The organism is Ketobacter alkanivorans (assembly GCF_002863865.1).
Lineage (GTDB): Bacteria > Pseudomonadota > Gammaproteobacteria > Pseudomonadales > Ketobacteraceae > Ketobacter > Ketobacter alkanivorans.
This window is the reverse complement of record NZ_CP022684.1, coordinates 700,477-724,825: the sequence shown is the minus strand read 5'-3', so window position 1 is coordinate 724,825 and position 24,349 is coordinate 700,477. Positions and strand designations below refer to the sequence as shown.

Annotated in this window: 20 protein-coding genes; 15 read left to right on the top strand and 5 right to left on the bottom strand. The window is 53.3% G+C overall.

What is annotated here, in order from left to right:
* The first annotated feature begins 40 nt into the window (after positions 1-40).
* The 4 genes from Kalk_RS02885 to rlmM all read left to right on the top strand — a co-directional run bounded on the left by Kalk_RS02885 (position 41) and on the right by rlmM (position 4,056).
* Complete coding sequence (locus Kalk_RS02885) at positions 41-1,354, top strand: ammonium transporter (protein WP_101892772.1); 1,314 nt, start codon at positions 41-43, stop codon at positions 1,352-1,354.
* A 245-nt stretch (positions 1,355-1,599) separates the two neighbouring features.
* Complete coding sequence (locus tag Kalk_RS02880; RefSeq protein WP_101892771.1) at positions 1,600-1,992, top strand: SCP2 sterol-binding domain-containing protein; 393 nt, start codon at positions 1,600-1,602, stop codon at positions 1,990-1,992.
* 95 nt (positions 1,993-2,087) lie between these two features.
* Positions 2,088-2,933 (top strand): MaoC/PaaZ C-terminal domain-containing protein, encoded by an 846-nt coding sequence (locus Kalk_RS02875; RefSeq protein WP_199768003.1) that lies wholly within the window; start codon positions 2,088-2,090, stop codon positions 2,931-2,933.
* A 73-nt stretch (positions 2,934-3,006) separates the two neighbouring features.
* A complete protein-coding gene (gene rlmM, locus Kalk_RS02870; protein WP_101892769.1) occupies positions 3,007-4,056 on the top strand; it encodes a 23S rRNA (cytidine(2498)-2'-O)-methyltransferase RlmM in 1,050 nt (349 codons plus the stop codon).
* Between the two features lie 27 nt (positions 4,057-4,083).
* On the opposite strand, the gene Kalk_RS02865 is transcribed toward rlmM, so the two are convergent.
* Complete coding sequence (locus Kalk_RS02865; protein WP_101892768.1) at positions 4,084-4,404, bottom strand: antibiotic biosynthesis monooxygenase family protein; 321 nt, start codon at positions 4,402-4,404, stop codon at positions 4,084-4,086.
* A gap of 131 nt (positions 4,405-4,535) precedes the next feature.
* On the opposite strand from Kalk_RS02865, the gene Kalk_RS02860 reads away from it, so the two are divergent.
* The 3 genes from Kalk_RS02860 to Kalk_RS02850 all read left to right on the top strand — a co-directional run bounded on the left by Kalk_RS02860 (position 4,536) and on the right by Kalk_RS02850 (position 10,439).
* Positions 4,536-5,789: an MFS transporter gene (locus tag Kalk_RS02860; RefSeq protein WP_101892767.1), complete on the top strand. Its 1,254-nt coding sequence runs from the start codon at positions 4,536-4,538 to the stop codon at positions 5,787-5,789.
* 46 nt (positions 5,790-5,835) lie between these two features.
* Positions 5,836-6,081 (top strand): sulfurtransferase TusA, encoded by a 246-nt coding sequence (tusA, locus tag Kalk_RS02855; RefSeq protein WP_101892766.1) that lies wholly within the window; start codon positions 5,836-5,838, stop codon positions 6,079-6,081.
* A gap of 89 nt (positions 6,082-6,170) precedes the next feature.
* Positions 6,171-10,439: a DUF2341 domain-containing protein gene (locus tag Kalk_RS02850; RefSeq protein WP_101892765.1), complete on the top strand. Its 4,269-nt coding sequence runs from the start codon at positions 6,171-6,173 to the stop codon at positions 10,437-10,439.
* 3 nt (positions 10,440-10,442) lie between these two features.
* Here the strand turns inward: Kalk_RS02850 and Kalk_RS02845 are convergent, their stop codons facing one another.
* Positions 10,443-11,132 (bottom strand): hypothetical protein, encoded by a 690-nt coding sequence (locus Kalk_RS02845; RefSeq protein ID WP_101892764.1) that lies wholly within the window; start codon positions 11,130-11,132, stop codon positions 10,443-10,445.
* A 182-nt stretch (positions 11,133-11,314) separates the two neighbouring features.
* A complete protein-coding gene (locus Kalk_RS02840) occupies positions 11,315-12,697 on the bottom strand; it encodes an MATE family efflux transporter (protein WP_101892763.1) in 1,383 nt (460 codons plus the stop codon).
* A 130-nt stretch (positions 12,698-12,827) separates the two neighbouring features.
* Between Kalk_RS02840 and Kalk_RS02835 the strand changes: the two genes are divergently transcribed.
* The 8 genes from Kalk_RS02835 to ftsH all read left to right on the top strand — a co-directional run bounded on the left by Kalk_RS02835 (position 12,828) and on the right by ftsH (position 21,361).
* Positions 12,828-13,373: an elongation factor P hydroxylase gene (locus Kalk_RS02835; protein ID WP_101892762.1), complete on the top strand. Its 546-nt coding sequence runs from the start codon at positions 12,828-12,830 to the stop codon at positions 13,371-13,373.
* A 47-nt stretch (positions 13,374-13,420) separates the two neighbouring features.
* A complete protein-coding gene (gene cobO / locus Kalk_RS02830; RefSeq protein ID WP_101892761.1) occupies positions 13,421-14,011 on the top strand; it encodes a cob(I)yrinic acid a,c-diamide adenosyltransferase in 591 nt (196 codons plus the stop codon).
* Between the two features lie 114 nt (positions 14,012-14,125).
* Positions 14,126-14,578, top strand: a complete 453-nt coding sequence (locus Kalk_RS02825) for a hypothetical protein (RefSeq protein ID WP_101892760.1) — start codon at positions 14,126-14,128, stop codon at positions 14,576-14,578.
* A gap of 53 nt (positions 14,579-14,631) precedes the next feature.
* Positions 14,632-15,141, top strand: coding sequence for a transcription elongation factor GreB (greB, locus tag Kalk_RS02820; protein WP_101892759.1), 510 nt, complete (start codon positions 14,632-14,634; stop codon positions 15,139-15,141).
* Positions 15,142-15,207: 66 nt separating this feature from the next.
* The gene (locus tag Kalk_RS02815; protein WP_101892758.1) at positions 15,208-15,900 is read left to right on the top strand and encodes an SDR family oxidoreductase; all 693 of its coding nucleotides are present in this window, start codon (positions 15,208-15,210) and stop codon (positions 15,898-15,900) included.
* A 6-nt stretch (positions 15,901-15,906) separates the two neighbouring features.
* Positions 15,907-16,911: an FAD:protein FMN transferase gene (locus tag Kalk_RS02810; protein WP_199768002.1), complete on the top strand. Its 1,005-nt coding sequence runs from the start codon at positions 15,907-15,909 to the stop codon at positions 16,909-16,911.
* A gap of 75 nt (positions 16,912-16,986) precedes the next feature.
* Complete coding sequence (locus Kalk_RS02805) at positions 16,987-19,419, top strand: putative bifunctional diguanylate cyclase/phosphodiesterase (protein WP_101892757.1); 2,433 nt, start codon at positions 16,987-16,989, stop codon at positions 19,417-19,419.
* 82 nt (positions 19,420-19,501) lie between these two features.
* A complete protein-coding gene (gene ftsH / locus Kalk_RS02800; RefSeq protein WP_101892756.1) occupies positions 19,502-21,361 on the top strand; it encodes an ATP-dependent zinc metalloprotease FtsH in 1,860 nt (619 codons plus the stop codon).
* A 51-nt stretch (positions 21,362-21,412) separates the two neighbouring features.
* On the opposite strand, the gene Kalk_RS02795 is transcribed toward ftsH, so the two are convergent.
* Entirely contained in the window at positions 21,413-22,426 is a 1,014-nt protein-coding gene (locus Kalk_RS02795; RefSeq protein ID WP_407656848.1) for an HAD family hydrolase, read from the bottom strand.
* Between the two features lie 69 nt (positions 22,427-22,495).
* Positions 22,496-24,124, bottom strand: coding sequence for an arylsulfatase (locus tag Kalk_RS02790; RefSeq protein WP_101892754.1), 1,629 nt, complete (start codon positions 24,122-24,124; stop codon positions 22,496-22,498).
* Positions 24,125-24,349: the final 225 nt, after the last annotated feature.

Here is a 24,349-nt window from a genome sequence, read left to right as displayed (position 1 = left end):
GGCCAATTTATAACTATCTACCTTCAAGGGGTGTAATTTAATGTTTGGTAAAGGCAACCTGCAGCGGGCCTTGCTTGCGTCGCTGTTTCTATCTATTCCTTCATTATCCTTCGCTGATGATCTCAGTGGTGCCAACACGGCGTGGATCCTCACGGCCACTGCGTTGGTACTGTTTATGACCATTCCAGGTTTATCGCTGTTCTACGGTGGGTTGGTGCGTTCAAAAAACGTGCTGTCGGTGCTGATGCAGTGCTTTACGCTGACTTGCCTGATGTCAATTCTGTGGTTTGTGGTGGGCTACACCATGGCATTTGGTTCGCTGGATGAGCAGGGTGCCTTTATCGGTGACTTTGGTAACGTGCTGTTTGCCGCCATGACGGTTGATAGCCTTAATGGTGATATCCCTGCCGTTCTGTTTGCTGCGTTTCAAATGACCTTCGCCATTATTACCCCGGCTTTGATTGTGGGTGCGTTTGCTGAGCGTATGCGTTTTTCGTCTATGTTGTTGTTCAGTTCCGCCTGGCTGTTACTGGTGTATGCGCCGGTGTGTCATTGGGTGTGGGGCGGTGGCTGGCTGGCCGAGATGGGCTTTTTAGACTTTGCCGGTGGTTCTGTGGTTCACATCACTGCCGCGGTTGCAGCGCTGGTGGCGGCGTTGGTGATGGGCCCTCGCAGAGGGTTTCCCACCACGGTTATGATGCCTCATAACATGACCATGACCGTTACCGGTGCCGGTATGCTGTGGGTGGGCTGGTTTGGTTTTAATGCCGGCAGTGCGTTGGCGGCCAATGGTAATGCGGCTATGGCGTTGCTGGTAACCCATATCTCTGCTGCAGCCGGTTCGTTAGCCTGGATGGCGTGTGAGTGGGTGCGTCATGGCAAGCCCTCGGTATTGGGTATTGTGACCGGTATGGTTGCCGGTTTGGGTACGATTACCCCAGCATCCGGCTCGGTTGGCCCTGCGGCGGCGCTGGTGATTGGTTTGTGTGCGGGTGTGATCTGTTTCTACGCCACCATGTTTGTTAAGCAACGTTTGAAGATCGATGATTCTTTGGATGTGTTCCCGGTGCACGGTGTTGGCGGCATACTGGGCACGTTCCTGGTGGGTGTGTTCTGTTCTACCGAGCTGGGTGTATTCAGCGGTTTGGGCTTTGGTGGAGATAACGCCACCATCGGATCGCAGTTGAAAGTGCAAGCAATCGGGATCGTGGCGACCTTTGGTTATACCGCTGTGGTGTCCTGGATACTGCTGAAAGTGGTGGATGCGCTGCTGGGCTTGCGTGTCAGCGAAGATCAGGAGACAGAAGGCCTGGATATTGCGCTGCACGAAGAGCGTGGATACGACATTCGCTAGAGCACTGTCAAACTGTTGAAATTATTGAATAGTTTAATAAATGGGCGGCTTTTACAGGGCCGCCCATTTGTTTTTACGGGCAATTGACCAAAAAACACGGGTGCCTGGTGCAAAAGGCTATTGTCTTTGGGGTGGGGATTTTATAAGTTAGCTGACAGCGTCTCGAACAGTCGTTTGATTGATCAGCGTATAAAGGCTACTGGGACATCCCTGATAGCGAGAATAAAAATTCATAGGAGAAGATAATGAGTCTCAAGTTCCTGTCTGAAGATTGGTTTACCAAAGTTGCTGAACTGAAAGCGGCGGCGGGTGATCTGGAAGTGCCTGCGGCTATGCACGACCTGGTTATCAATATCACTGTTAACGGTACTGATTTCGGCGACGTGGACATCTGCCTGAATGCTGGCATGATCGAAAAAGGTCACCACGACAGCGCGCCTACTAAGATGATCCTGCCTGTTGATCTGGCTCACCGTCTGTTCATCGACAACGACCAGTCTGCCGGTATGCAAGGCTTCATGTCTGGTCAAATCAAAATTGAAGGTGACATGAGCAAGCTGATGGCTATGCAAACTGTTCAGCCTTCTGCCGATCAGAAAGCTCTGCAAAAACAAATTCTGGAAATCACTGCCGCTTAATTGCTGGTTTGATCTTCGTGAATTGAGAACCCGCCCTGGTGAAACAGAGCGGGTTTTTTTATGCCAATAACAAAAAGACACTGAGGGAAATGTCCATGGCGCAGCCTATTTCAGCGGATTTGGTCGGGTTGTCCACTGATCCAATCGATATCACATGGAATGAGAAAGATGTTCAACTGTATGCTTTGGCGGTGGGTTGTAAGCCCGAGCAGGAATTGGACTTTGTGTATGAGGCGCGCGGCCCTAAGGTGCTGCCTACCTTTGCGGTGATCCCTGGCCTGAACGTGATGGGTGCGGTTATGGGGCAGGTGCAGTTTAACCTGGCGATGCTGTTGCACGGGGAGCAGAAAATTACCCTGCACCGACCCATCCCGGCCAGCGGTAAGGCTACGGCAGTGGGCAGCATTGCGGAGGTTTGGGACAAGGGCAAGGCGGCGGTTATTGGCGTTGAATGCGCGGTGTCCGACGATGAGGGCCCGCTGTTCACGACCTATGCCACGCTTTTTATACGCGCAGCCGGAGGCTTTGGCGGTGAGCGGGGCGTATCAGCACCGGCGCTGATCATTCCTGAGCGTGATCCCGATGTCGTTGTGGAGGATGTCACCCGCGCCGAGCAGGCTGCCCTGTATCGTCTCACCGGGGATCGTAACCCCATTCACATAGACCCGAATTTTGCCAAGTTTGGCGGGTTTGAGCGGCCCTTTCTGCATGGCTTGTGTACCTATGGCTTCGCCGGGCGCGCGGCATTGTCCTCGTTGTGTGGCGGTGATCCTGCCCGTTTTGTCTCCATGAGTGGTCGCTTTTCTGATCAGGTGTATATGGGAGACAGCATTATCACCCGTATCTGGAAAACCGAACCCGGCATGGCGTTAATGCAGGTTGAAACCCAGAAAGGCAATGTGGTGTTAAGCCAGTGCCAAGTGGAGTTTCGACCTGAATAGTCGAATGCCTGGCTAATGAAGCGCTCCTTTCGGTAGAATGCGCCCACTTCTTCGTTACGGATGATGCTTCTATATGCAACAAGTACTGCTGACCTGTCGTCAGGGGTTTGAATCGGACCTGGCGGCAGAAATACAGGAAAAGGCCAGCAGTTGTGGGGTGTTTGGTTTTGTGCGCGCAAAAACGGACGCTGGTTTTGTGGTGTTCGAAGGCCATCAGCCTGATGACGGATCGAAACTGGTTAAAGCGTTGCCGTTTCAGACCCTGGTGTTTGCCCGCCAATGGTTGGTGGTGGCGGCCCATCTGGAAGATTTGCCGCCCGCCGACAGGGTGGGCCCCATTTGCGAGGTGTTGCGCGCGCAGCCATACGTGGATATCTGGATGTCGTTCCCGGATACCAATGATGGCAAGAGTTTGTCTAAGCTGACCCGTAAACTGGAAGGCCCATTCGCCAAAGCCACCGCCAAGCTGACCCGAGCCAAGGCACCGGTTCATGCTCACGTTTTTTTCGAATCCGGAACCAATATGTGGGTGGGTTATACTCCGTGCGATAACGCTTCACCCTGGCCGTTGGGTTTCCCCCGTTTGCGGCAACCCTCTTCGGCCCCCAGCCGCTCCACCTTGAAATTAGAAGAGGCCTGGCTGCAATTAATACCGCAAGCGCAGCGCGCCATCCTGTTAAAACCCTTTCAGAAAGCGGTGGATCTGGGAGCAGCACCCGGCGGCTGGACCTGGCAATTGGTGCAGCGAGGGATGCAGGTTACCGCAATTGATAACGGCCCTATGGATAAAGGGCTGATGGATAGCGGGCAGGTGGCTCATCTACGTGAGGATGCCTTTCACTATAAGCCGGTGCGTAACGTGGATTGGCTGGTGTGCGATATGGTGGAGAAGCCTTCCCGAGTGGCAGAGCTGATGGAGCGCTGGTTGATTCAGGGGTGGACCCGATTCGCGATTTTTAATCTCAAGCTGCCCATGAAACGGCGCTGGTTGGAGGTGGCGCAGATTCTGAGCCATATGCAGGAAGCGTTGGAAGCGGCTGGGTGTTCCTACGAGCTGAAGGCGAAGCAGCTTTACCACGATCGAGAAGAAATTACGGTATTTGCTGCTCCGCGCAATCGTTAGTGCGGTTTAGCCTTGCAGCATCAACTATTAGGACTGTTGATGAAGGCCTTTCGCAGATTGATAGACGCAAGGCTCCAGTATTGTGAAGCACTCCGGCTCCTTCAAAAACATGCTGATCTTGTTCTGCATTTCCATTCGGGCGGAGGAGCCAAACCAAAGCTGCCAGGCATTGATGCTTTCCCACATGGAGATGACCACGTAGTGATTGGGGCGTTTTGCGTCCCGATAGGATTCGCCACCCAGATAGCCTGGTGATTTTTCGGCATGGTTCAGTAACTCCACGATGGTGTGTTCGTAGTTGCCTTCCAGTCCTTCGGCGATGGTCCGCTCTATCAATACCTTTATCATTATGTTCCTCGGTTACAAAAACCACTGCTGTAGGGCTCTAATGGTAATCTCTTTGCTTGGATTTTCAATGACTAAGCGGGCAATTCGAGTATTATGTCTAGGCTATTTGCCAGTGAAATGAGTGTTTGTTGATGGGATCATCGCTGACTTTCCGTCTGGGGCTGTTGTCCTGTCTCTATTTTTCCCAGGGGTTGCCGTTTGGCTTTCTCAGTCAGGCCTTGCCCGCATTATTGCGTAATTACGATGTCAGTTTAGAGAAAATTGGCCTGGTGTCCCTGGTGGCGTTGCCCTGGGCGTTTAAATTTCTGTGGGCGCCGTATGTGGATCATTACGGCAGTGCCCGCTTCGGGCGGCGTAAAAGCTGGATCATTCCCATGCAGGCGGGCTTTATGTTGTGTTTGCTGCTGTTGGGTACATTGGATCCGCAGACCCTGGCGGGTGATGGGTTCTATGTGCTGCTGGTGATTTTATTTCTGTCCAACCTGATTGCCGCCACCCAGGACATCGCTACTGACGGTTTGGCTGTGTCCAGCCTGGGGCCCAAGGAGCGCGGTATGGCTAATGGTGTTCAGGTGGCAGGGTACCGGGTGGGGATGCTGTTTGGCGGGGCGGTGATTCTCGTTCTGCTGCAGCATTTGGGCTGGTTTTCCACGTTTGTGACGTTGGCGCTGTTGATTCTGCTGGTGAGCATTCCCGTTTGGCTGTTTAAGGAGGTGGCTCCCGCTGACGCTGGCCCGTTACATGATTCACCCCATAATGTGTTTACGCTGGCTTTGGCGTTTGTGCGCCAGCCTGGCATGTGGGCCTGGGTGTTGGTGATTGTGTTTTACAAGGCAGGGGATGCCTTTGGGTCTGCCATGTCCAAACCGCTGCTTATCGACCTGGGGTACAGCCTGGAACAGGTGGGTTGGATCAGTGGTGGAGTTGGGATGGCCGCAGGCATCAGCGGGGCCTTGATGGGGGGGTGGTTGGTGCCCCGTATAGGCAGAGTGCAGGCTTTATTGGGGTTCGGGGTATTGCAGGCGTTGAGTTTGCTGGGTTTCTGGTGGCTTGCCTCTGGCGGGGCGGGTGGCCCGGCGGATTTGCAATCGGTCACCCTGGTCATCGCGCTGGAGCACTTATTGGGCGGTATGTCGACGGCAGCACTGTTTACGTTGATGATGGATGCCTGTCGGCGACCCCTGGCAGGAACCGACTACACCATGCAGGCCAGCGTGCAAGTGATGGTGGCTGGAATCCTGCACAGCGTCAGTGGCTTCAGTGCCTCTGCGCTGGGTTATGAGGTACACTTTATGGCCGCATTTGGTCTGGCGTTACTGTCTATGCTGCCTATTTTGATTTGGCTGCCGAGAGCGCCTGAGATCCAGCGCCAAGCCTGGCACTGAGTGCTATTTGCAACGTTTACGCAGAACGGTTCCACAAGAGGTTTTCATGTCCGATAAAGTAGATCACCAATTTGATGCATCCGGGTTGATGTGTCCGGAGCCAGTGATGATGCTGCACGGTAAGGTGCGTGACATGCAAGCTGGGGAGGTGTTGGAGGTGATTGCAACCGACCCTTCTACCCAGCGCGACATTCCCAAGTTCTGCCAGTTTCTGGGGCATGAGCTGGTGATGGCTGCTGAGCAGGAAGGCAAGTTTATCTTCCAGATTCGCAAGAAGCAGAGTCAGGCTTAATTTGATAAATGTATCAGCATTAATTTTGATAAGCTCGAAACCCAAGAATGATAAAAACGGTAGACGAATCGGCGGGAAGCCTATTGTTTATGCAGATTCAAATTATCTCTCAATTGTTGCGGGTTGTTGCGCTACAAAGCGCCTCTAAGCAGGCTCTTTCTGTTGGAATAACCAATGTCACATCTGGCTTGTGGGTGGGGTTGTTGTGCGCTTGTCTGTTGCTTGCATCGGGCTGTGGTGGTTCCGGCTCGTCGGGTTCTAACGACCGTAATGTAGATTCCGATCGCGAAACAGAAGAGCCGGTTGATCCCCCGGTGGAAACACCGGATGGTGATGAGGAGCCTGAAGACACTCCGCAACCGGATGAGCCGCAACCGGATGACCCCGAACCGGATCTGATTTCACCTGAAGCTCTGTTTCTAGAGACAGATACAGGCCGGGTTGGCCCCGGTCGCATCCTCGATCCAACGGTGCGTATTATTGGTCGGGCAAACCCCTTTGATACCGTCATTGTTTATGTGTCGGAAACCGGGTCGGGCTCGGTTCAGGCGAATGCCGAAGGGGTCTGGGATCTGGATTTTCGCCCTTTCTTATTGGCTCCGGGCAGCTATCGTATTGATGTTTCAGCGATCACGCTTGCCGGTGAAACCCTGCAGGCGGAATCGTCGTTTGTGTTCATATATGATCCATTTCCTCCCAGCCGCCCCACGATTACAGGCATCAGCAACGACTCGGGTGTGGCGGGAGATGGCATTACCAACAATGGAGATCAGATCGTTCAGGGCAGTTCCGAGCCCGGTTACACCATTAATCTGTTTCTGGATGGCGAGCCCGTCGGCAGTACCGAGACAGACAGTGAAGGATTGTGGCGTTTTGATCTGGGCTCTGCCCGCAGTGCGTTGCCCGAGGGCAGCTACGCCATTACTGCTACCAGCCTTGATTTCGGCTTGGAAAGTACACTCACAGATCCTTTCCTGCTGGTAGTGGATCAATTGCCGCCCCAGCAGACCCAACTCCTGCCGCGCCCTGGCAGTACCAGCGTTGCCCAATCGCCGCTGTTGCAGCTTCAGTTTCCTGAGCCGGTGTTTATCAATGGTGGCTCTGTGCGCATACGCCGGGCCGAAGACGATGCTGTGGTTGCCAATATTCCATTGGATAGCCCCGCAGTGAGTGGAAATGGTACCTCCAGTATTGATGTTGCTGTGTCTGCGCAACTGGCGTTTTCCACGGAATATTATGTCGAGTTAAGCGGCGGGGCATTGCGTGATCTGGCGGGTAATCTGTCGGCTCTGCTGGGAGGCAGGCAGGCTTGGTCTTTCACCGTGGAGCAGCCGGCGTTTGCTCCCATCAACGTGACCAGTCTGGGGGCCAATGAGGGTTACACCGTTACTGGAATTCCCTCGGCGCGCCTGGGCGCTGACGTTACCGGCATCGCCGATATGAATGGTGATGGTTGGGATGAATTCGCGCTGGGGGCACCGGGGGTGGACTCGGAGCGTGGCGCTGTTTACGTGATTTTGGGCAGTGCGGCGTTGAGCCGCAGTAATGTGACCCTGGCCGATTGGTCTCCTACCCAAGACTTCCTTATATTGGGCGCTGCGGTCGGGGATCGTTTGGGGGAGGCCGTTGCGTCTGCCGGTGACCTCAATGGCGATGGCTATGGCGATTTGATGGTGTCTGCTCCCGGTGCGGATGTGGGCGGCAGCGACGCGGGTGTGGTTTATGTGGTTTGGGGTCGGCCCGCACTGAGTGATATCAATGTTGCCGGATGGTCTGCTGCAAACGGATTCCGCATTTTGGGGCGCGAGCCCGGCACGCGCCTGGGTGATTCCCGCGACGATGTGGCAGGTCTGACTGGTAATGGTCAGGTTTTGGCGGCTGGTGGGGATTATAACGGCGATGGCTTTGCTGATTTACTGATCGGGCATCCGCTGAGCGATACTGCCGCCAACGGCGCTGGGGCCGCCTACCTGATACTGGGGCGAGCAGGTGTCAGCCGAGGTGATGTGGATACCGCAGCTTTGGGGGCCGATGGCTTTGCGATGCGGCCCACGGGGCGTAGTGGTTGGAAGCTGGGTCAGAGTGTGACCTTCGCTTACGATTTCAATAGCGATGGATTTGATGATGTGGCAGTGGCCGCCACCGGCAGTGATCTGGGTGCCGCCAATGGCGGTGCAGCTTTCCTGATCTATGGGCGGGCGGGTACAGATTTTCCTACGCTGGATGTGAACCAGCTTGGCGCCTCCCAGGGCCGGCGTTGGGTTTCCAGCGAAATAGACTCCTATCTTGGCTATGGCCTGGCTGCCGGTGAATTTAACGGTGATGGTATAGCGGATCTTTATATTGGCCAGCCCGGCAAAGACCATGACGGAATGCAGAATGCGGGGGCGGTTCATGTCATCTTTGGTGGCACAAGCCAGCCGTTTTCTACTGATGTGGACCTGTTGCCCGCCGCCGCTGGGTTTAGTCTGTTCGGGGCAGATACCGATGACCACGTGGGGCACGGCTTGGCCGGTGCCGGTGATATCAATGCCGACGGGCTGGACGATTTGGTGATCGGTGCTTACAACGCCCGCTATGCCGGGGCGCGCAGTGGTCGTGCCTGGGTGGTGCTGGGCAGCGAAGACGCCACAATCCCCAGCTGGAATTTACAGGATTTCCTCTCCACAGATGGCATCCCGTTGCGGGGTGATGCGGGTGGGGATCGGCTGGGTCAGAGCCTGTCTGCCGCGGATCACAATGGTGATGGTTTTAACGATGTGATTCTGGGGGCTCCGGGCTACTCAGGTGAGGCCGGGTTAGGCGCAATTGTGTGGGGCAACGACTGGCTGGGAGGTGTAGTTTTTCTTAATGGTCAGGGTGGCGAGGACAATATCGTAGGCAGTGCCGCCAACGACGTGCTGGTTGGCAACGGTGGTCGCGACGCCTATTCAGCGGGGGCGGGTAACGACCGTATCGAAACCCCGGATGCCGATTTCTTCAGGCTTAATGGCGGCAATGGCGAGGATACCTTGACGCTCACAGGCAGCAACGTGGAGCTGGATTTAACACAGTTGCCTCGGGAAACCGTTAACAGTATTGAGGTGATTGATCTGGGTGACAGTAACAACCTGTTGCGGGTCAGCCGCCAGCGGGTGTTAAAGCTGTCATCGCACACCAACACACTGCGAGTTGCCGGTGGATCGTCGGATCGGTTTGAGACTGCCACAGGGGATAACTGGAATCGGGTAGGGGATGTGAGTTTGAATGGCATCACCTATGTTCACTATGCCGACGGTGAGGCCGAAGTCTTGGTACAAGACAGCATCATCCAGCCCGGCGTGGAGCGATTACTATCCAGCCAGCGCTACTATCTGGATACCACCGAAGACGGAGCCAGTGTGAGAGGCAACGTGGATAATTTTCCGTTATTGGTACGCATCAGTGATGCGGCCATTATCGATGCCGTGCAACCCGGCGCGCCCGATATCCGCTTTGTGGATGACGATGGCACCACCCGTTTAGCTTACGAGATCGAGCGCTGGGATCAGGCCACCAACGAAGCGTTGGTGTGGGTACTGGTGCCAACCGTGAACGGCAACAGCAACAGCGACTTTATCACCATGCTCTACGACGATGCGGTGGACGGCACGGTGGCCGATGGCCAGGATCCAGCCACCTTGTGGAATGACTACTCCGGCGTTTGGCATTTTGCGGAAACCGATAGTGCCCGGGATTCTTCGCCTTTTGCCAACCACGGTGTGGATGTCAATGGTGTTGGTCGCACCGAATCCTTTGTTGGACGAGGCGCCACCTTCACCAACGATGACGCGTATCGAGTGCCTTACGCCCCGTCCATGAACAGCGCTGGTGGCGCGTTTTCAGTAGAGGCCTGGTACACCAGCGACACCTGCAGTATTTCCCTGCTTGGCCGCTTGTCCTTGAGCCTTCTGGGGCGCAATGATGGCAGCGGTGGCTTCTGGCAACTGAACAGCGCCCAGTATGTGGCCAGCGTTATTCCTATAGTGGGCAGTCGGGTTGATCGTGCTTCGTTTGCTTTGGGTGAGGGCAGCTCGGACAGCAATCTCTCCGGCGGTTCGCTGATTGGTGTGTTTCTGGGGGATTGTATGGAGCATGTGGTTGCCACCTACGACCCCATTGTCGGCGCCCAAATTTACATCAATGGATCATTGCGTGACACCGATGACAGCCGTTATAACCTGGCTTCTAGCGCGGATCTGATCATTGGTGGTCATGGTACGAATTACGATCTTACCCTGGATGAAGCCCGCGTGGCCCGTCGTATGTGGGATGCAGACCGTATCCGCCTGACTCATCAGAATCAGATCGAGGATAGCGGTCTGGTGATTGCAGAATAGCGCTCAGTTCTCAATCAGCATGGAAATGGCGGCCAAGGCCTCCGGATCCTGCTCTTTGATTTTATTGGCGATGCGATGTTGGAAAAAGTACTTAAACTCCGCCTGCTCCTGGGCTGAATAGAGGCAAGGATCGCCCGGTAGCACTGGGGTGGATTTAACCTTCTCCTCATCCACCAGCATGGCGTGCACTGTGCCATCGGCCATCAGACGCCAGCTCAACACCTCAATCAAAACAAAGGATCGGAAACCGTTGTCAGTCAATACGGCGTGAGTGCCAATGGCGTCCGGAATTTCCTGCACGATGCTGCCGTCGCGGATCTGTTCCAGATGATAAAATTCTTCGGCCAGCTCAAGTTCTTTAACTTTGTGGCGGGGAGGGGTGTAGAAGATATCGTTAGTGCCGGGATCGCGATAGCCTTCCCAGCGGCCGTTGAGTGGATCGTTGATTTCGGTACAAGGCACCACCTGATTCAGCCAGGGCACCATGCCAACCACCTCGCCGGACTCCCGAATGGCCCAACACACCACTTTGAGCGAATACAGGCGATTGGGGGAGGTGTCATTGGTATAGAGCATCTCCAACCCATCCAGCTCCGGAGCCATCCGGACAATGCGGTCGACCACTTCATCAATCGGGCGCCCAGAGAACAAATCAATCACATTGGATCGATCATCCGATGCCTGTGGCTTCATTCGACTACCCTCGCGGACCTGAGCCGGGAATCCCGTGTGTCATGGTGATGCGCAGCCCGGGTCGTCATAGACTCACACTTCTACTTTATATCTAAGTACAGATGAGCGCAAAACGCCAGTTTTGCTATGCCTCTTAGGTCATTCCTTGTCAGGCTAGGGAGCAACGCCGGGATCTAAAAGGGTTAGGTAAATTGCCTGGAATAGCCTGGGTGCGGCATGGAGCGCAGCCGCCAAATCACTCGCCCGCACAGCATAATCGCAGCCGCAGTCAGCCCCACCAACAGCCCGATCCAGAAGCCACGGGCTCCCATGGCAGGCACAACCCAGTCGGTCAGGCCCAGGCTGTAGCCGATGGGCAGCCCCAGGCACCAGTACGCCAGTACCGTAATCAACATCGGCCAGGCAGTGTCTTTCATGCCTCGTAATACACCATTAGCGCTGACCTGCAGACAATCGGATATCTGAAACAGGGCAGCAAACAGCAGCAGGCCAGCGGCCAGCTCAATCACCATAGGGTCATCCGTGTAAATACCGGCAATTTGGGTGCGAAAAAGCGCCATCATGCTGCTATTGAACAGCGCTATCACCAAGATAATGGCCAAACCACTCCAGGTAGAATTATGCACCGCCGCCACGTCGCCCTTGCCTAAATTGGTTCCGACCCTGACCGTCAGCGCCAGGGACAGACTGAGCGGGATCATGAACGTCATAGAGGCTGCGTTCAGCGCAATTTGATGACTGGCAACCACCTGGGCACCGATACCGGCAATAAACAGGGCAATGATACAGAACAGGCTCACCTCGATAAAAATCGAAAGGCCGATGGGCAGCCCCACCTTGATGATATTGGTTATTTGCGGAAGCCTTGGGCCGACAAAGCGTTGAAACAGCCCGGTGCCCTGATCGCGATCGAATGCGATGCAGTATATTGACATCAAAATCAGCATCAGCCACATGACGACAAACGTCGCCCAGCCACAACCCACACCGCCTAACGCAGGGAAACCCAGCTTGCCGTAGATCAGAACATAGTTAACCGGGATATTCACCGCCAGCCCGATCAGGCTTACCACCATAATGGGTTTGGTAAATGACATGCCTTCGGTCAGCGCCCGTAAGGCAAGGAACAGCGTGATAGCCGGGAAGCCCCAGGATAATCCGTCCAGATACCCTAGAATCATTGGCTGGATGGCGTCGTCGACACTCATCAGTTGCAACACTGGCTGCATGGAGCGCATTATCAGCAAGCCCAGCAGCCCCAAGGGTATTGCCAGCCATAAGCCCTGCTGCACCACTGCTCCGATGGCGGTGTGATCCGAGCGCCCCCGGTATTGCGCCACAAATGGAGTAAGGCCCTGCATGACACCCACCAGAAACAGGAACACCGGCACCCAGATCGCAGAACCCACGGCAACCGCCGCCAGATCATCCGGGCTAACCCGGCCAGCCATCACCGTGTCCACAAACCCGTTTGCGGTCTGGGCAAACTGAGCGATCACGATGGGGAACGACAACAACAGAATGCGTTTGCACTCCTGCCAGAATGGTGATGGGTGTTTATTCATGCTCTACTAAGGTGAGTCTGAGGGTTGAGTAGTTTATCATGTTGCCCGGCGTTGTAATGGGTGTTTTTAGCCAGGCATCGCACGCAACAAGGTTGGTAATTCAGCAGTAATGTCAGGTAGTTGAATCAGAATGGCACAGCCGGAACATCAAATAGAAGACATCATCGCACTGTTCAATCAGTGCTTTCTGCAGCCCTACAACACTCGCCTTGTAAAAGGTGGTGATGAACCCATTTACCTGCCTGCCGGGCCAGGGCAGCCCAACCATGAACTGCACTTTGCCCACGGCTTCTATCGCAGCGCCTTGCACGAAACCGCCCATTGGCTGATTGCTGGCGCAGCCCGGCGGCAGCAAGTGGATTTTGGTTATTGGTACGAGCCGGATGGTCGCAGCGCCGAACAGCAAATGATTTTTGAGCAAGTTGAAGTCAAGCCGCAGGCCTTGGAGTGGATATTGTCGGTTGCCGCAGGCATTCGCTTTCAAGTGAGCGTGGATAATCTCAATGGCGAAGCCACCGATTCTAACCCGTTCAAACAGGCGGTATATCAGCAGGTGTTAACCCTTATTCAACAAGGATTGTCCACGCGAGCAGAGACGTTACGCCTGTCGCTGTGCCACTTTTATGGTCAAAGCGAGCAGCTCACCCCGGAACAATTCGATCCACTCAGTCTATGAACCGCCTTCGTCGAGGGCTTTTCAATCCACATTAATGGAACTTACTCATGACAGATAAGCATCAACAACGTATGGCGGCTAAAAAAGCCGTCATGGACGCTAAAATTGCCAAAGCCACCGAAGAGCGGGGCATTCTTATCCTGATGAAGGGCAATGGCAAGGGCAAGAGCAGCTCAGCGTTTGGCACCATGGCGCGCTCGTTGGGCCATGGCAAACGCTGTGCCGTAGTACAGTTTCTAAAAGGGCGAGAGGAAACCGGCGAGCTGAAATTCTTCCGTGATCACCCCATGGTGGATTGGCATGTGATGGGGGATGGGTTCACCTGGGAAACCCAGAACAAAGAGCAGGACATCGCCACCGCCCAGAAAGCCTGGGAAACCGCCCGCCCTTATCTCAGCAACCCAGCCTATGACCTGCTGATATTTGACGAAATGAGCTACATGTTCAAATACCATTATCTGGACGTAGAGCCAGTGGTAGAAGCCCTGCAACAACGCCCCAAGCACCAGAACGTGATCATTACCGGTCGAACCATGGCGACCCCGCTGCAGGAAATTGCAGACACTATCAGCTCTGTTGAGGACGAGCGTCATGCGTTTCGTCTGGGGGTGAAGGCCCAGGCCGGGATCGAATTTTAGGCTCACACACCAGGCTCGAACAGCATGGTGAATTCGTGATAAAGTCAGCTGAATAAGTCGCTGAACACCGACACAAGCACACCTATAAGAACAATAAAGTAGTGAGACGTACCCATGCATTACGACGCCCAGATCCAAATGATCGTGAGCACTTTCAAACTGTCCCAAACCTTGGAGGTGGATCCTGCAACCGGTAAGGCTTCCATGCGCTATCAGTTGAAATGTAACGGTGGTGCCAGATCCTCCTCGTTCGCTGAAAACCAGGCAGTGGTCACTGTGAAGGAAGTGGCCCGGCTGGAGAATCCATCCCTGGGGGTCACTGCCCCACGGGATGGCAAACTGCATATCCTGATCGCAGCCCCAAGGGAATACTTCAATGGACTGATTCAATTGTTTCCCCATTGTCGCCCTGATGATGGGGGCTACCTGTCATTCGATTTTCTTATGAATAAAATTGTGGATAACGCAGAGGAAACCCCCCAGGATGGCACCATGCAAGTGCTCAGCGCCGAATATAAAATGGTAAAACAGTTATCCGAAAACCCTGACTTGATAAGCCGTCCCTGATAGTAAATCCTGGCAGCCCTGCTGAGTGAGCTGCCCTTAAAAAAAGAAACTTAATGAGCCGATACCGACCACCCTCACAACCCGCCGCCCCATACATCACCCCGGAGGGGCGAGACAAACTCATGACGGAGTTGCGTCATATCAGCGATACAGTGCGGCCGGAAGTGACCAAGGCCCTTAGTGAGGCTGCGGCAGAGGGGGATCGCTCCGAAAACGCAGAATATATCTACCGTAAAAAGCAGCTGCGGGAAATCGATAGCCGCATTCGGTATCTTGTAAAGCGCCTGGAGGTGGTGAAAGCAGTGAACCAAAAACCCACCGACCAGAGCCGGATATTCTTTGGTGCCTGGGTTGAGCTGGAGGATCTGGATGGGGGAGGCATCGAGCGTTACCGGCTGGTTGGTGCAGATGAAATTGATCTTGAACGAGGTTGGATCAGCATTGATTCCCCAATGGCCAAAGCCTTGCTTAAAAAGCAGGAAGGGGATGACGTGATCGTGGCACGCCCAAAAGGGGAGGCCTGCTTTGAAATATCCAGGGTCAGCTATGACGGGTTTCAGTGATAAAGTACCATAGGGTGAGGTCAATGTGACGCCAGCGGCGTCGCACATTAACGGGGAGCGCGAGTTATGAAAACGATATTAATTACCGGTGCCAATCGCGGAATCGGACTGGAATTCACCCGACAGTATCTGAAAGCCGGCCAACGAGTGATCGCAACCGCACGCCATCCAGATCAATCCGAAGGCTTGCAAGCGCTCCAGCAACAGTACCCGGACGCCATGTCACTGTATGCATTAGATGTGGCAGATGCAGCCTCCCGCCAGGCATTATCTGATGCGGTTGGTGACAGGCTCATTCACGTGCTCATCAACAACGCCGGTTACTACGGGAACAGCAACCCTTTGGGCAAACTGGATGAGGCGGAATGGAGCAAAGTGTTTCAGATCAATTGTATTGCTCCCATTAAAATGGTCGAGTTGCTGAGATCCAACCTGATGAGCGCAGGCAGTGCCACCATTGCCATGCTCAGCAGCAAAATGGGCTCCATGAGTGATAACACCTCCGGTGGCAGCTACCTTTATCGCAGTTCCAAGGCGGCGCTGAATGCCGCCACCAAGTCCTTATCAGTTGACTTGGCATCCGAGCAAATCAAAGTGGTTGCCTTGCATCCCGGATGGGTGCTGACCGATATGGGCGGCCCCAACGCATTGATTGACACAACCACTTCCGTCAGTGGCATGCGCAAAATCATTGATGGACTCAAAACTCAGCAAAGCGGTGACTTTATCGCCTACGATGGCACCCTGGTACCTTGGTAAGGCGTTGTGATCACCCATAAGCCCACCAATCGTTATGGCTACCTGATTTGGGCAGCCATTGCGGTTGTCGCGTCATTCGCGGATCTTGCCCGAGCCGATTGGTTCAGTCGGGAAGAGCCCATAATGGGCACCCGAGTGTTCGTCGAGCTGTGGCAGGACGACCCACAGCAAGCCCAAGTGTTAATGCAGCGGGTCATGGATGAAATGGAGCGCATTAATCAACTGATGAGCCCCTACATCGACACGGCTGAACTGGCCAGGATCAACCGCGAGGCAGCCGATCATCCGGTATCCGTCAGTACAGAACTGTTCAAGCTTATTCAGAAATCCAATTATTACAGTCAAGTAAGCGGCGGAGCCTTTGACATCACCTTTGCATCCCTTGGACACCGGTTTGACTATCGTAATCGTGTTCGTCCTGATGAGGCGCAGCAGAAAGCCGCCGCCGCACTTATTGACTATCGCCAGCTCAAACTGAATGCTGCTGAGCAGACCATTGCATTCGCTAAACCAGGCATGAGAATCGATCTGGGCGGCATTGCCAAAGGGTATGCGGTAGACAACGCGGTTGCCATATTGCAGCAGGCAGGTGTTAACAATGCGGTGGTGACTGCAGGCGGCGATAGTCGTCTGATCGGCGATCATCGAGGTCGGCCCTGGATGCTGGGCATCAAGCATCCCAGAGGGGAGGAGCATGTGATCACCGTGCCACTATCCAACGCAGCCATATCCACCTCCGGTGATTACGAGCGCTACTTTGATGCGGACGGTGTGCGCTTTCACCATATTATCGACCCCGCTCAGGGGGACTCAGCCCGTGAGCTGTTAAGCGTGAGCATTCTGGCGAATCAGTCCATTGATGCAGACGCGCTGTCTACCACCGTATTCGTGCTTGGGCCTGAAAAAGGCATGAAACTAGTCAATTCTTTGGCAGGTATCTCTGCAATACTGATAGATAGGACAGGAAAGGTATCCTATTCAAATGATTTAATAGATCCGACCATGCATTAATCATTTGGCCATGGTATAACCGTTACTACAGCCTAATAAATAAGAACAATAACAAGCGGACCCCGTGGCTTCCTTATGAATTCGTCACTGATGCTGCACGACCCTGCCGAAGCAGGGCTACATTGCCCAAATTACGTTTTTGTTGCCGATCAGCATCAGCAGCGAATTGTTTGTTCCAATATGGCATCCCCGCAATCCCTGCTAACCCAAACGTCCCACGATACCGATCTGTATCAGGCTCATCTTCACAGTCCGTCGTCACCGGTGCTGCAGCTACGCAATATTCGCGAAGATTTGATCGACGCCATGGTAAAAGCCAACGAGTCGAATGCAGGACACTTATTTCGATTTCGGGATGAGTGCGGCTACTGGCGCTTTGGGCACTTGGATAACACCCTGCTCTTTGGTGGAGAAGCCGGTAACAAGGAATACCTGTGCGGTGTGATTTCCATGGTGCAAAACCCTGCCGTCTATAATGCGGGGGAGCAATCGGCTTTGTCCCGTTTGGTTTGGGTCTCCGACCAGAACATGCGCCTGATAAAGGTAAGTGGTGAATGTCGAACCCTGGGCTTTGATATCAATACGCTGCTGACGTCAGGCCAGATGACATTTCTTACCCAGGAAACCGGAGAGTTTCTGGAATCCGTTTGCCAGGATTTGTTTGTAAACGGAAAGCCTGAAACCCGAGTGGTTCGCCAGACCCTGCGCAGCCTGGATGGCAATGCGATATCAGCCACTATCCAGTTTTCCCTGTTGTTTAATGAGTTTGGAGACATCATCGGAACCCTGGGTATTGCAGAATATTTCCCCAGCCGTGAATTGTTGGAAAGCGAACGCCAGTTATTCGCTGCCACTTTCGATGCCGTGTCAGAAGGGTTCTTCATTACCGATCGTAGCGGCTTTATTTTGCGCGCCAATCCTGCGTTCTACGAGTTAACCGGCTATTCCCCCAAAGAGATGCTGGGCCTTCACTGCAGCCACATCTGGCGTGGCCGTTACGGGCCGGAGTTTTTCCGTAAAATACGTCATTGTCTGCAGCGTGATCGAAAATGGCGGGGCGAATGCGACTTTGTGCGGCGCAGCGGTGAACACCGACCGGCCATACTCAGTTTCAGTCAGACCCACAACCTCAAAAATGAGGTGCAGAACTATGTGGGGATGCTAATGGATATTGCCGATAAGAAGCGCAACGAAATGCGAATCTATCGGCTGGCCCATTACGATTCCCTTACCGGGGTGGCCAATCGTTTGCTGTTTAATGAACGCCTGCAGGATGCAGTGGTTGAGTCGGAAGAAAACAGCACGGCGCTAGCCGTTTTGTTCCTGGATATGGATCGCTTTAAACCGGTTAATGACTCCCTTGGGCACAGCGCGGGTGATCAACTGCTTAAATCAGTTGCCCGGCGTTTGATGTACTGCCTGGGCGAAGGGGACACCGTTGCCCGCATGGGTGGCGATGAATTCGCCCTGGTACTGCGTAACCTGGATCGGGAAGTCGCCGAGCAGACCGCCATTAAAATGGCCTCCCGAGTGCTGGCCCAGTTCTTTGCCCCGTTTCTAATCGATGGCAGAGAGGTGTACTCCTCCTGCAGTATCGGTATCAGCATTTACCCATATCACGGGCAGACCGCAGAAGTGCTGTTGCGCAGCGCCGACACTGCCATGTATGCCGCCAAGCGGTCAGGCAAAAACAACTACCAGTTCTATGATGAACAGATGAACAAGCGCGCCATGGATCGTTTGATCATGGAAAACGCCATGCGCAAAGCGTTGGTACGGGAAGAGTTTGACCTGTTCTTTCAGCCACAATATTCCGTGCGCAATGGCGTGATGACCGGTATTGAAGTGCTGTTGCGTTGGGATCACCCGGTGTTTGGTACTGTGCGCCCTCTTGAGTTTATCGATCTGGCCGAGCAGACCGATCTGATTATTCCGCTAGGGGAATGGGTGTTCCAGCAGACTTGCGAGAAGATTTCCCAGTGGCAGCAACAGGGGGTCTCGTTTGGCAGGGTGGGTGTTAATGTTTCTGCCAATCAGTTCAAGCGGGATGATTTTGCTGAATGGGTATTGTTCCAGGTACAGCGCTATCATGTTAACCCGGCCCATCTTGAGCTGGAGATTACCGAAAGCGCTATCATGGATGATGTGGAACACAGCCTGCAAATGCTGAAAAAGTTGCAACAGGCTCAGATTCGCATAGCCGTGGATGACTTCGGGACAGGTTATTCCTCATTAAACTACCTGCGCAAGTTTCCCATAAGCACCTTGAAGATCGACAAAGTCTTCATTGAAGATATTGTCGAGAACGCCGATACACTGCAGCTTGCACAAACGGTAATAGCCATCGCCAAGAGCCTTAACCTCAGTGTCATTGCCGAAGGGGTGGAAACCTGGGAGCAGTATCAGTTGCTGAGCGAGCACGGCTGTGATGAAGTGCAAGGCTACTACATGAGCCGTGCCCTGTCTGAAACAGCCTTGCTGGATCTGGTGGCCTGCGTACTCGAATAGAACACCCTTGCTAATGCGCTTTTATTCGATGTGTTAGTATGGGGCATCGACCCTTACAGCATGCGCATTCAGGCACTAAGTAATGAACGAACCCAAACAGAAACCAGACCAAACCAAAGGTAACGTGCCGCCACCCCATCCCCTTTTTGACTGGCGGCCCTTATTCTTCACGCTTTTTTTGTTCGCTCTCTATTACAGCTTTTCCACTCAATCAGAAACTGGGCCAGCTGAAATCCCCTATACCCAGTTCAAGCAGCAACTCTACAATAATCAAATTGAATCGGTGCAGTTGCGCGGGCAGCAGGTGTTTGGTCGTTATAGCGGAACGGATAAAGCAAAAGGGTACGATTTTAAAACGTATATGCCCGCACTGCAGGACGATAACCTGCTGACCGAGATCGAGACCCGAAACGTAGAGCTGATTGCAAAAAGCGAACAATTGCCAACCTGGGCTACCGTTCTGATCAGTATTTTGCCCTGGATTTTGATTTTCGGCTTTTTTGCCTATAGCAATCATGCTTTGCAGGGGCGAATGGGGGGTGGTTCAGGGCTGTTTGGCTTTGCACGCTCCCGTGCCCGCCTGTATGAGCACGTGGCCACTAACGAGATCAGCTTTGATGAAGTGGCCGGGCTGGATGATGCCAAGCAGGATCTAAGGGAAATCATCGAGTTTCTGTCTAACCCGGAGAAATTCCGCAAGCTCGGGGCTAAATTACCCAAGGGAATATTGATGATGGGGCCGCCGGGTACAGGTAAAACCTTACTTGCCAAAGCCACCGCCGCTGAAGCCGGTGTGCCTTTCTTTAGCATCAGCGGTTCCGAGTTTGTCGAAATGTTTGTGGGGGTAGGGGCAGGGCGTGTGCGAAGCATGTTCCAGCAGGCCCGCGAAAAGGCACCTGCATTGATTTTTGTCGATGAAATTGATTCAGTTGGGCGAGTGCGGGGTTCTGGTGTGGGGGGCGGCAATGACGAACGGGAACAAACCCTGAATCAAATATTGGCCGAGATGGATGGGTTTGCCGATGATGAGCCGGTGGTTGTGCTGGCAGCCACAAACCGGCCGGATGTGCTTGATCCTGCGCTTATGCGGCCGGGGCGTTTTGATCGCAAAATTACCATGGAGCTGCCTCAAAAGATGGCCCGTCTGCAGATTTTACAGGTGCACACCCGTAAAAAGCCCATTGGCAATGACGTTGATCTGCCACAATTGTCGGCTCGAACCATTGGTTTCTCGGGGGCTGACCTCGAGAACCTGGTAAACGAGGCTGCGCTGCACGCGGCCCATGACAATAAATCTGAAATAGAGCAAAGTGACTTCGAGTACGCCCACGATAAGATTCTACTGGGATCGGCACGGCAGGAAATTCTTAACGAAGAAGATAAAAAGCGCATTGCCTACCACGAATCAGGACACGCTCTGTTATCGATCAGCCTGCCCAACGCAGATCCGGTCAGCAAAGTTACTATCATCCCTCGTGGGCGGGCGCTGGGTGTCACTGAAACCATGCCGGTAGAAGATCGCGTTAATTATACCCAGGATGTACTGGAAGATCGCCTTTGTGTTTTATTGGCAGGGCGCTGCTCAGAGCGGGTGGTGTTCGGTAATATCAGTTCCGGTGCTGCAGATGATTTGAAGCAATGCACAAGGCTGGCCCGGCGAATGGTCACCCAGTGGGGCATGAGTGAAAAGTTGGGCCCGATTTATTTTCCGCAGAATGAAGAGCATCCCTTTTTGGGTATGGAAATAGCTACTTCCCACGATTTTAGTGACACCACGGCCCACACAATTGATCTTGAGGTTGAAGCATTGGTAAAGAAAAGTGAACAGCGCACCGAGCAGCTTCTGAAAGAAAAGCGCCGCCAACTGGATATGTTGGCGGAGGCTTTAATTGCACATGAAACCTTGGGTGCTGATGAAATTCAGGCGCTGTTGCAGCAATGATCCAGTACCGCCGGTATTGCTGAATCGCAGGCCCGCAGCAGGTGATGCAGATTATTTCTTGTCTGGAAAAACCTTCTTCCAGTCGTTTTTCATGCTGATAACATTCCAGTTGTTTTTCTTGGCTTTATCCATCAGCTCTTGCGAGAAATGCCCAGAGCTGCTTTCCGGCTGACCTCCGGCGGGGCCATAGGCGTATTCCCGATCTTTATCGTCATGGAATACCAGCATCATCAGTCGCGCGCCATCACCTGCTGCAGTCCATTCAAGCATCTGCTGATCCCCGTCGGAATTACCGAATGCGGCAATGGGGCGACGCCCTATATGATCGTTTATGGCAACAGGTTTACCCGTTTTATCATTAATAAACCCGATCTCACCAAGCCGAACCAGTGTGGGCTTTCCGTCTTGAACTTCGTATTGGGTTTTTATAGACGAGCCTACCACCTGTTCGGGTGGAACACCGTAGACGGATTCTGTTATGGGGCGCATAAATTCAACACCGCCACCTGAGACAATGTAGGTTTTAAATTCGTTTGCCCGTAAAAACGCCAACAGCTCCAGCATGGGTTGATACGCCATCTCAGTATAAGGGCGCTTGAAACGCGGGTGCCGGGCCTGTGAAAACCAGTCCAGAACAATAGCCTCGAAGGATTCAGTGCTCATGCCGGAGTGGGAGGCAACCACCAGTTCCAACAGCCCCTTTTCGCCGCTGGCTGCCAGGGTTTTCATGTCCTTGTCGAGCACCGCTTTGAACGGTTGCTTGGATGCCCAATCAGGATGTTGAGGTGCCATTTGAGTAATACGATCCAGCGCGAAGCTCAGTTGCGTATACATGGGCTGCTCTGTCCAGAGCGTGCCGTCGTTGTCGAACGTGGCGATACGTTCTGCGGGTGCCACGAAATCTGCAGACTGTTTATCGGTAACTGCTTTGACAAAGGTGATGATCGATGCCTTTGTTTTGCCGTCCTTCCACGAGGGTAGAGGATCAGCAGCTTGAGTGGGGGTCGTAAATAGCACAGTAATGGCTATTAAATACATCAAGGGTAGCTTGAGTAGATTTCTCATCATGTCGTGATCTCAATTTTGTGAGGAAACGATAAAGGCCCCAGACTGTCAAAATCCGGGGCCTTTATTTTAGTTACCGGTAGGGATGCCCAGTTTGAATCCTTCTTTCTCCAGTGTCTCTCGAACATGTTTCAGACGCTGGTACTGGGTGATGGTGATCGGGCCGGTATACACCTCACTCTGCAGTTTGCGTGGTGGATACTTGACATAGGTCTTCATCAAATTTTTGACTTCTTCGTTGATGGTGACCAGTGTCCAGGTGCGCTCAGTGTAGTTGTTCATGAAAATATCATAGCGTTCCTGTGGATCCTGCCACAGATCGAATATCTGAGGTACCGTGGCAACATATTTGTCTGGGCCTTTCCATCCCAGGTTCGAATCTACCGCCAATCCTCCAGTGGATTGACCATTGTCACCTCGTAGATTGAATACTGCTTTGTAGTTGCCTACTCGAGCGGCACCAGGGGTTAACTCATTCTCGGTGAAGTAGAACCAGGATTTACGCTCAGATTTTCCTTTGCCGAACAGCACTGGCGACATGTCATAGCTATCGAAAATAATAGGCTTACCTTCTCTATCTTTCTTCGGCAAGCTGATGCCTGCCATATTGGCGAAGGTTGACATTAGATCCAGTCCACCCAGGATGTCGTGATTCTTGGTGTTAGCCTTGATTTTTCCTGGCATCCAGGCAATAGCAGGAACACGGTTTCCGCCTTCACGCACTGTACCTTTGGTACCGCGCAGAGGAGTGTAGCCTGCATCAGGGTATACGTCCTGCCAGGCACCGTTATCTGTGGTATAGAAGACCAGGGTGTTCTTATCCAGGCCCAACGCACGCAGTTTGTCCATGATGCGTCCGATGCGGGCATCCATCTCTACTACCGAGTCTGCGTATTTGCTCTTAGACAGGGATTTATGTTCGTAGTCGGGATGTGGCATGTTGGGCTGATGCACTTTCATGAAGTTGGTGTTGATGAAGAAAGGCTTATCGGACTTGGCGGCTTGCTCCAAGAACTCGATGGTGGCTTTCTCAACGTAACCGTCGAAATAAGGGATACCCACAACACCTTTATCTGGGGTGTCTACATACTGGCCATTGATTTTAAATTCCTCAGTCACCTTGCCGCCGGCCTTACCGGACAACGCTCCTTTGGTTACCTTGGCAAACATCTTGCGCAGTTCTGGGTCCATATCAGGGAACCAGGTAGGATCGGCGTAAGTGTAGGCATTGAGATGGTACAAACCGGCGTACTTCATTTCGTCATAACCCTGTGCAATGGGCAGAGCGTAATCAGCTTCCCCAAGGTGCCACTTTCCGGTGAAATAAGTGTTATAACCGGCGGTTTTCAATACGGAAGCCAGCGTCCACTCTGCCTTAGGCAGGCCACCGCCTTGCCCTTGGAATGCCACTGTGGTCATACCACTGCGGTTCGGAATACGCCCTGTTTGCATCGCAGCACGGCCCGGAGTACAGCTGGGTTGGGCGTAGAACGAGAACAAGGTCATGCCTTCGTTGGCTATGCGATCAATGTTCGGTGTTGGCATGCCGCGGCCTTCACCGCCGCCATAGGGGCCCAAATCACCATAGCCTGTATCGTCGGAGACGATCAGCAGTATATTGGGTTTCGCCATTGCCAAGCCAGGCAGCGCTCCCAAACATAGCAGTACTGCGGCCAGTAACAGTTTTGTGGATTTCATAAACTCAGCTCCTTGCTAACATTAATTAAGTAAAAGTAGATTCTGTAAGATTTGTTAAGGCAAAATTTAATGTGTATTCGCTCACCTCCCAAGTTAAGCAAACCAAGCCCACTCCCTTTTTCATGTTACCCAACCGAGTAGTATTTTCCGAATATTATTTGGCAAAAATTCACGCTCTTGATTAATGTTTAACCTCTAATTCAGAAGCCGTCGCTGCCTAGAAGC

Coding starts and splice junctions, on each gene's coding strand:
- tusA (WP_101892766.1), top strand. CDS start 5,836: ATGTCCGATAAAGTAGATCACCAATTTGATGCATCCGGGTTGATGTGT.
- Kalk_RS02840 (WP_101892763.1), bottom strand. CDS start 12,697: ATGAATAAACACCCATCACCATTCTGGCAGGAGTGCAAACGCATTCTG.
- rlmM (WP_101892769.1), top strand. CDS start 3,007: ATGCAACAAGTACTGCTGACCTGTCGTCAGGGGTTTGAATCGGACCTG.
- Kalk_RS02825 (WP_101892760.1), top strand. CDS start 14,126: ATGCATTACGACGCCCAGATCCAAATGATCGTGAGCACTTTCAAACTG.
- Kalk_RS02860 (WP_101892767.1), top strand. CDS start 4,536: ATGGGATCATCGCTGACTTTCCGTCTGGGGCTGTTGTCCTGTCTCTAT.
- Kalk_RS02885 (WP_101892772.1), top strand. CDS start 41: ATGTTTGGTAAAGGCAACCTGCAGCGGGCCTTGCTTGCGTCGCTGTTT.
- greB (WP_101892759.1), top strand. CDS start 14,632: ATGAGCCGATACCGACCACCCTCACAACCCGCCGCCCCATACATCACC.
- Kalk_RS02875 (WP_199768003.1), top strand. CDS start 2,088: ATGGCGCAGCCTATTTCAGCGGATTTGGTCGGGTTGTCCACTGATCCA.
- Kalk_RS02805 (WP_101892757.1), top strand. CDS start 16,987: ATGAATTCGTCACTGATGCTGCACGACCCTGCCGAAGCAGGGCTACAT.
- cobO (WP_101892761.1), top strand. CDS start 13,421: ATGACAGATAAGCATCAACAACGTATGGCGGCTAAAAAAGCCGTCATG.
- Kalk_RS02835 (WP_101892762.1), top strand. CDS start 12,828: ATGGCACAGCCGGAACATCAAATAGAAGACATCATCGCACTGTTCAAT.
- Kalk_RS02795 (WP_407656848.1), bottom strand. CDS start 22,426: ATGAGAAATCTACTCAAGCTACCCTTGATGTATTTAATAGCCATTACT.
- Kalk_RS02865 (WP_101892768.1), bottom strand. CDS start 4,404: ATGATAAAGGTATTGATAGAGCGGACCATCGCCGAAGGACTGGAAGGC.
- Kalk_RS02880 (WP_101892771.1), top strand. CDS start 1,600: ATGAGTCTCAAGTTCCTGTCTGAAGATTGGTTTACCAAAGTTGCTGAA.
- Kalk_RS02845 (WP_101892764.1), bottom strand. CDS start 11,132: ATGAAGCCACAGGCATCGGATGATCGATCCAATGTGATTGATTTGTTC.
- Kalk_RS02850 (WP_101892765.1), top strand. CDS start 6,171: ATGCAGATTCAAATTATCTCTCAATTGTTGCGGGTTGTTGCGCTACAA.
- Kalk_RS02790 (WP_101892754.1), bottom strand. CDS start 24,124: ATGAAATCCACAAAACTGTTACTGGCCGCAGTACTGCTATGTTTGGGA.
- Kalk_RS02815 (WP_101892758.1), top strand. CDS start 15,208: ATGAAAACGATATTAATTACCGGTGCCAATCGCGGAATCGGACTGGAA.
- ftsH (WP_101892756.1), top strand. CDS start 19,502: ATGAACGAACCCAAACAGAAACCAGACCAAACCAAAGGTAACGTGCCG.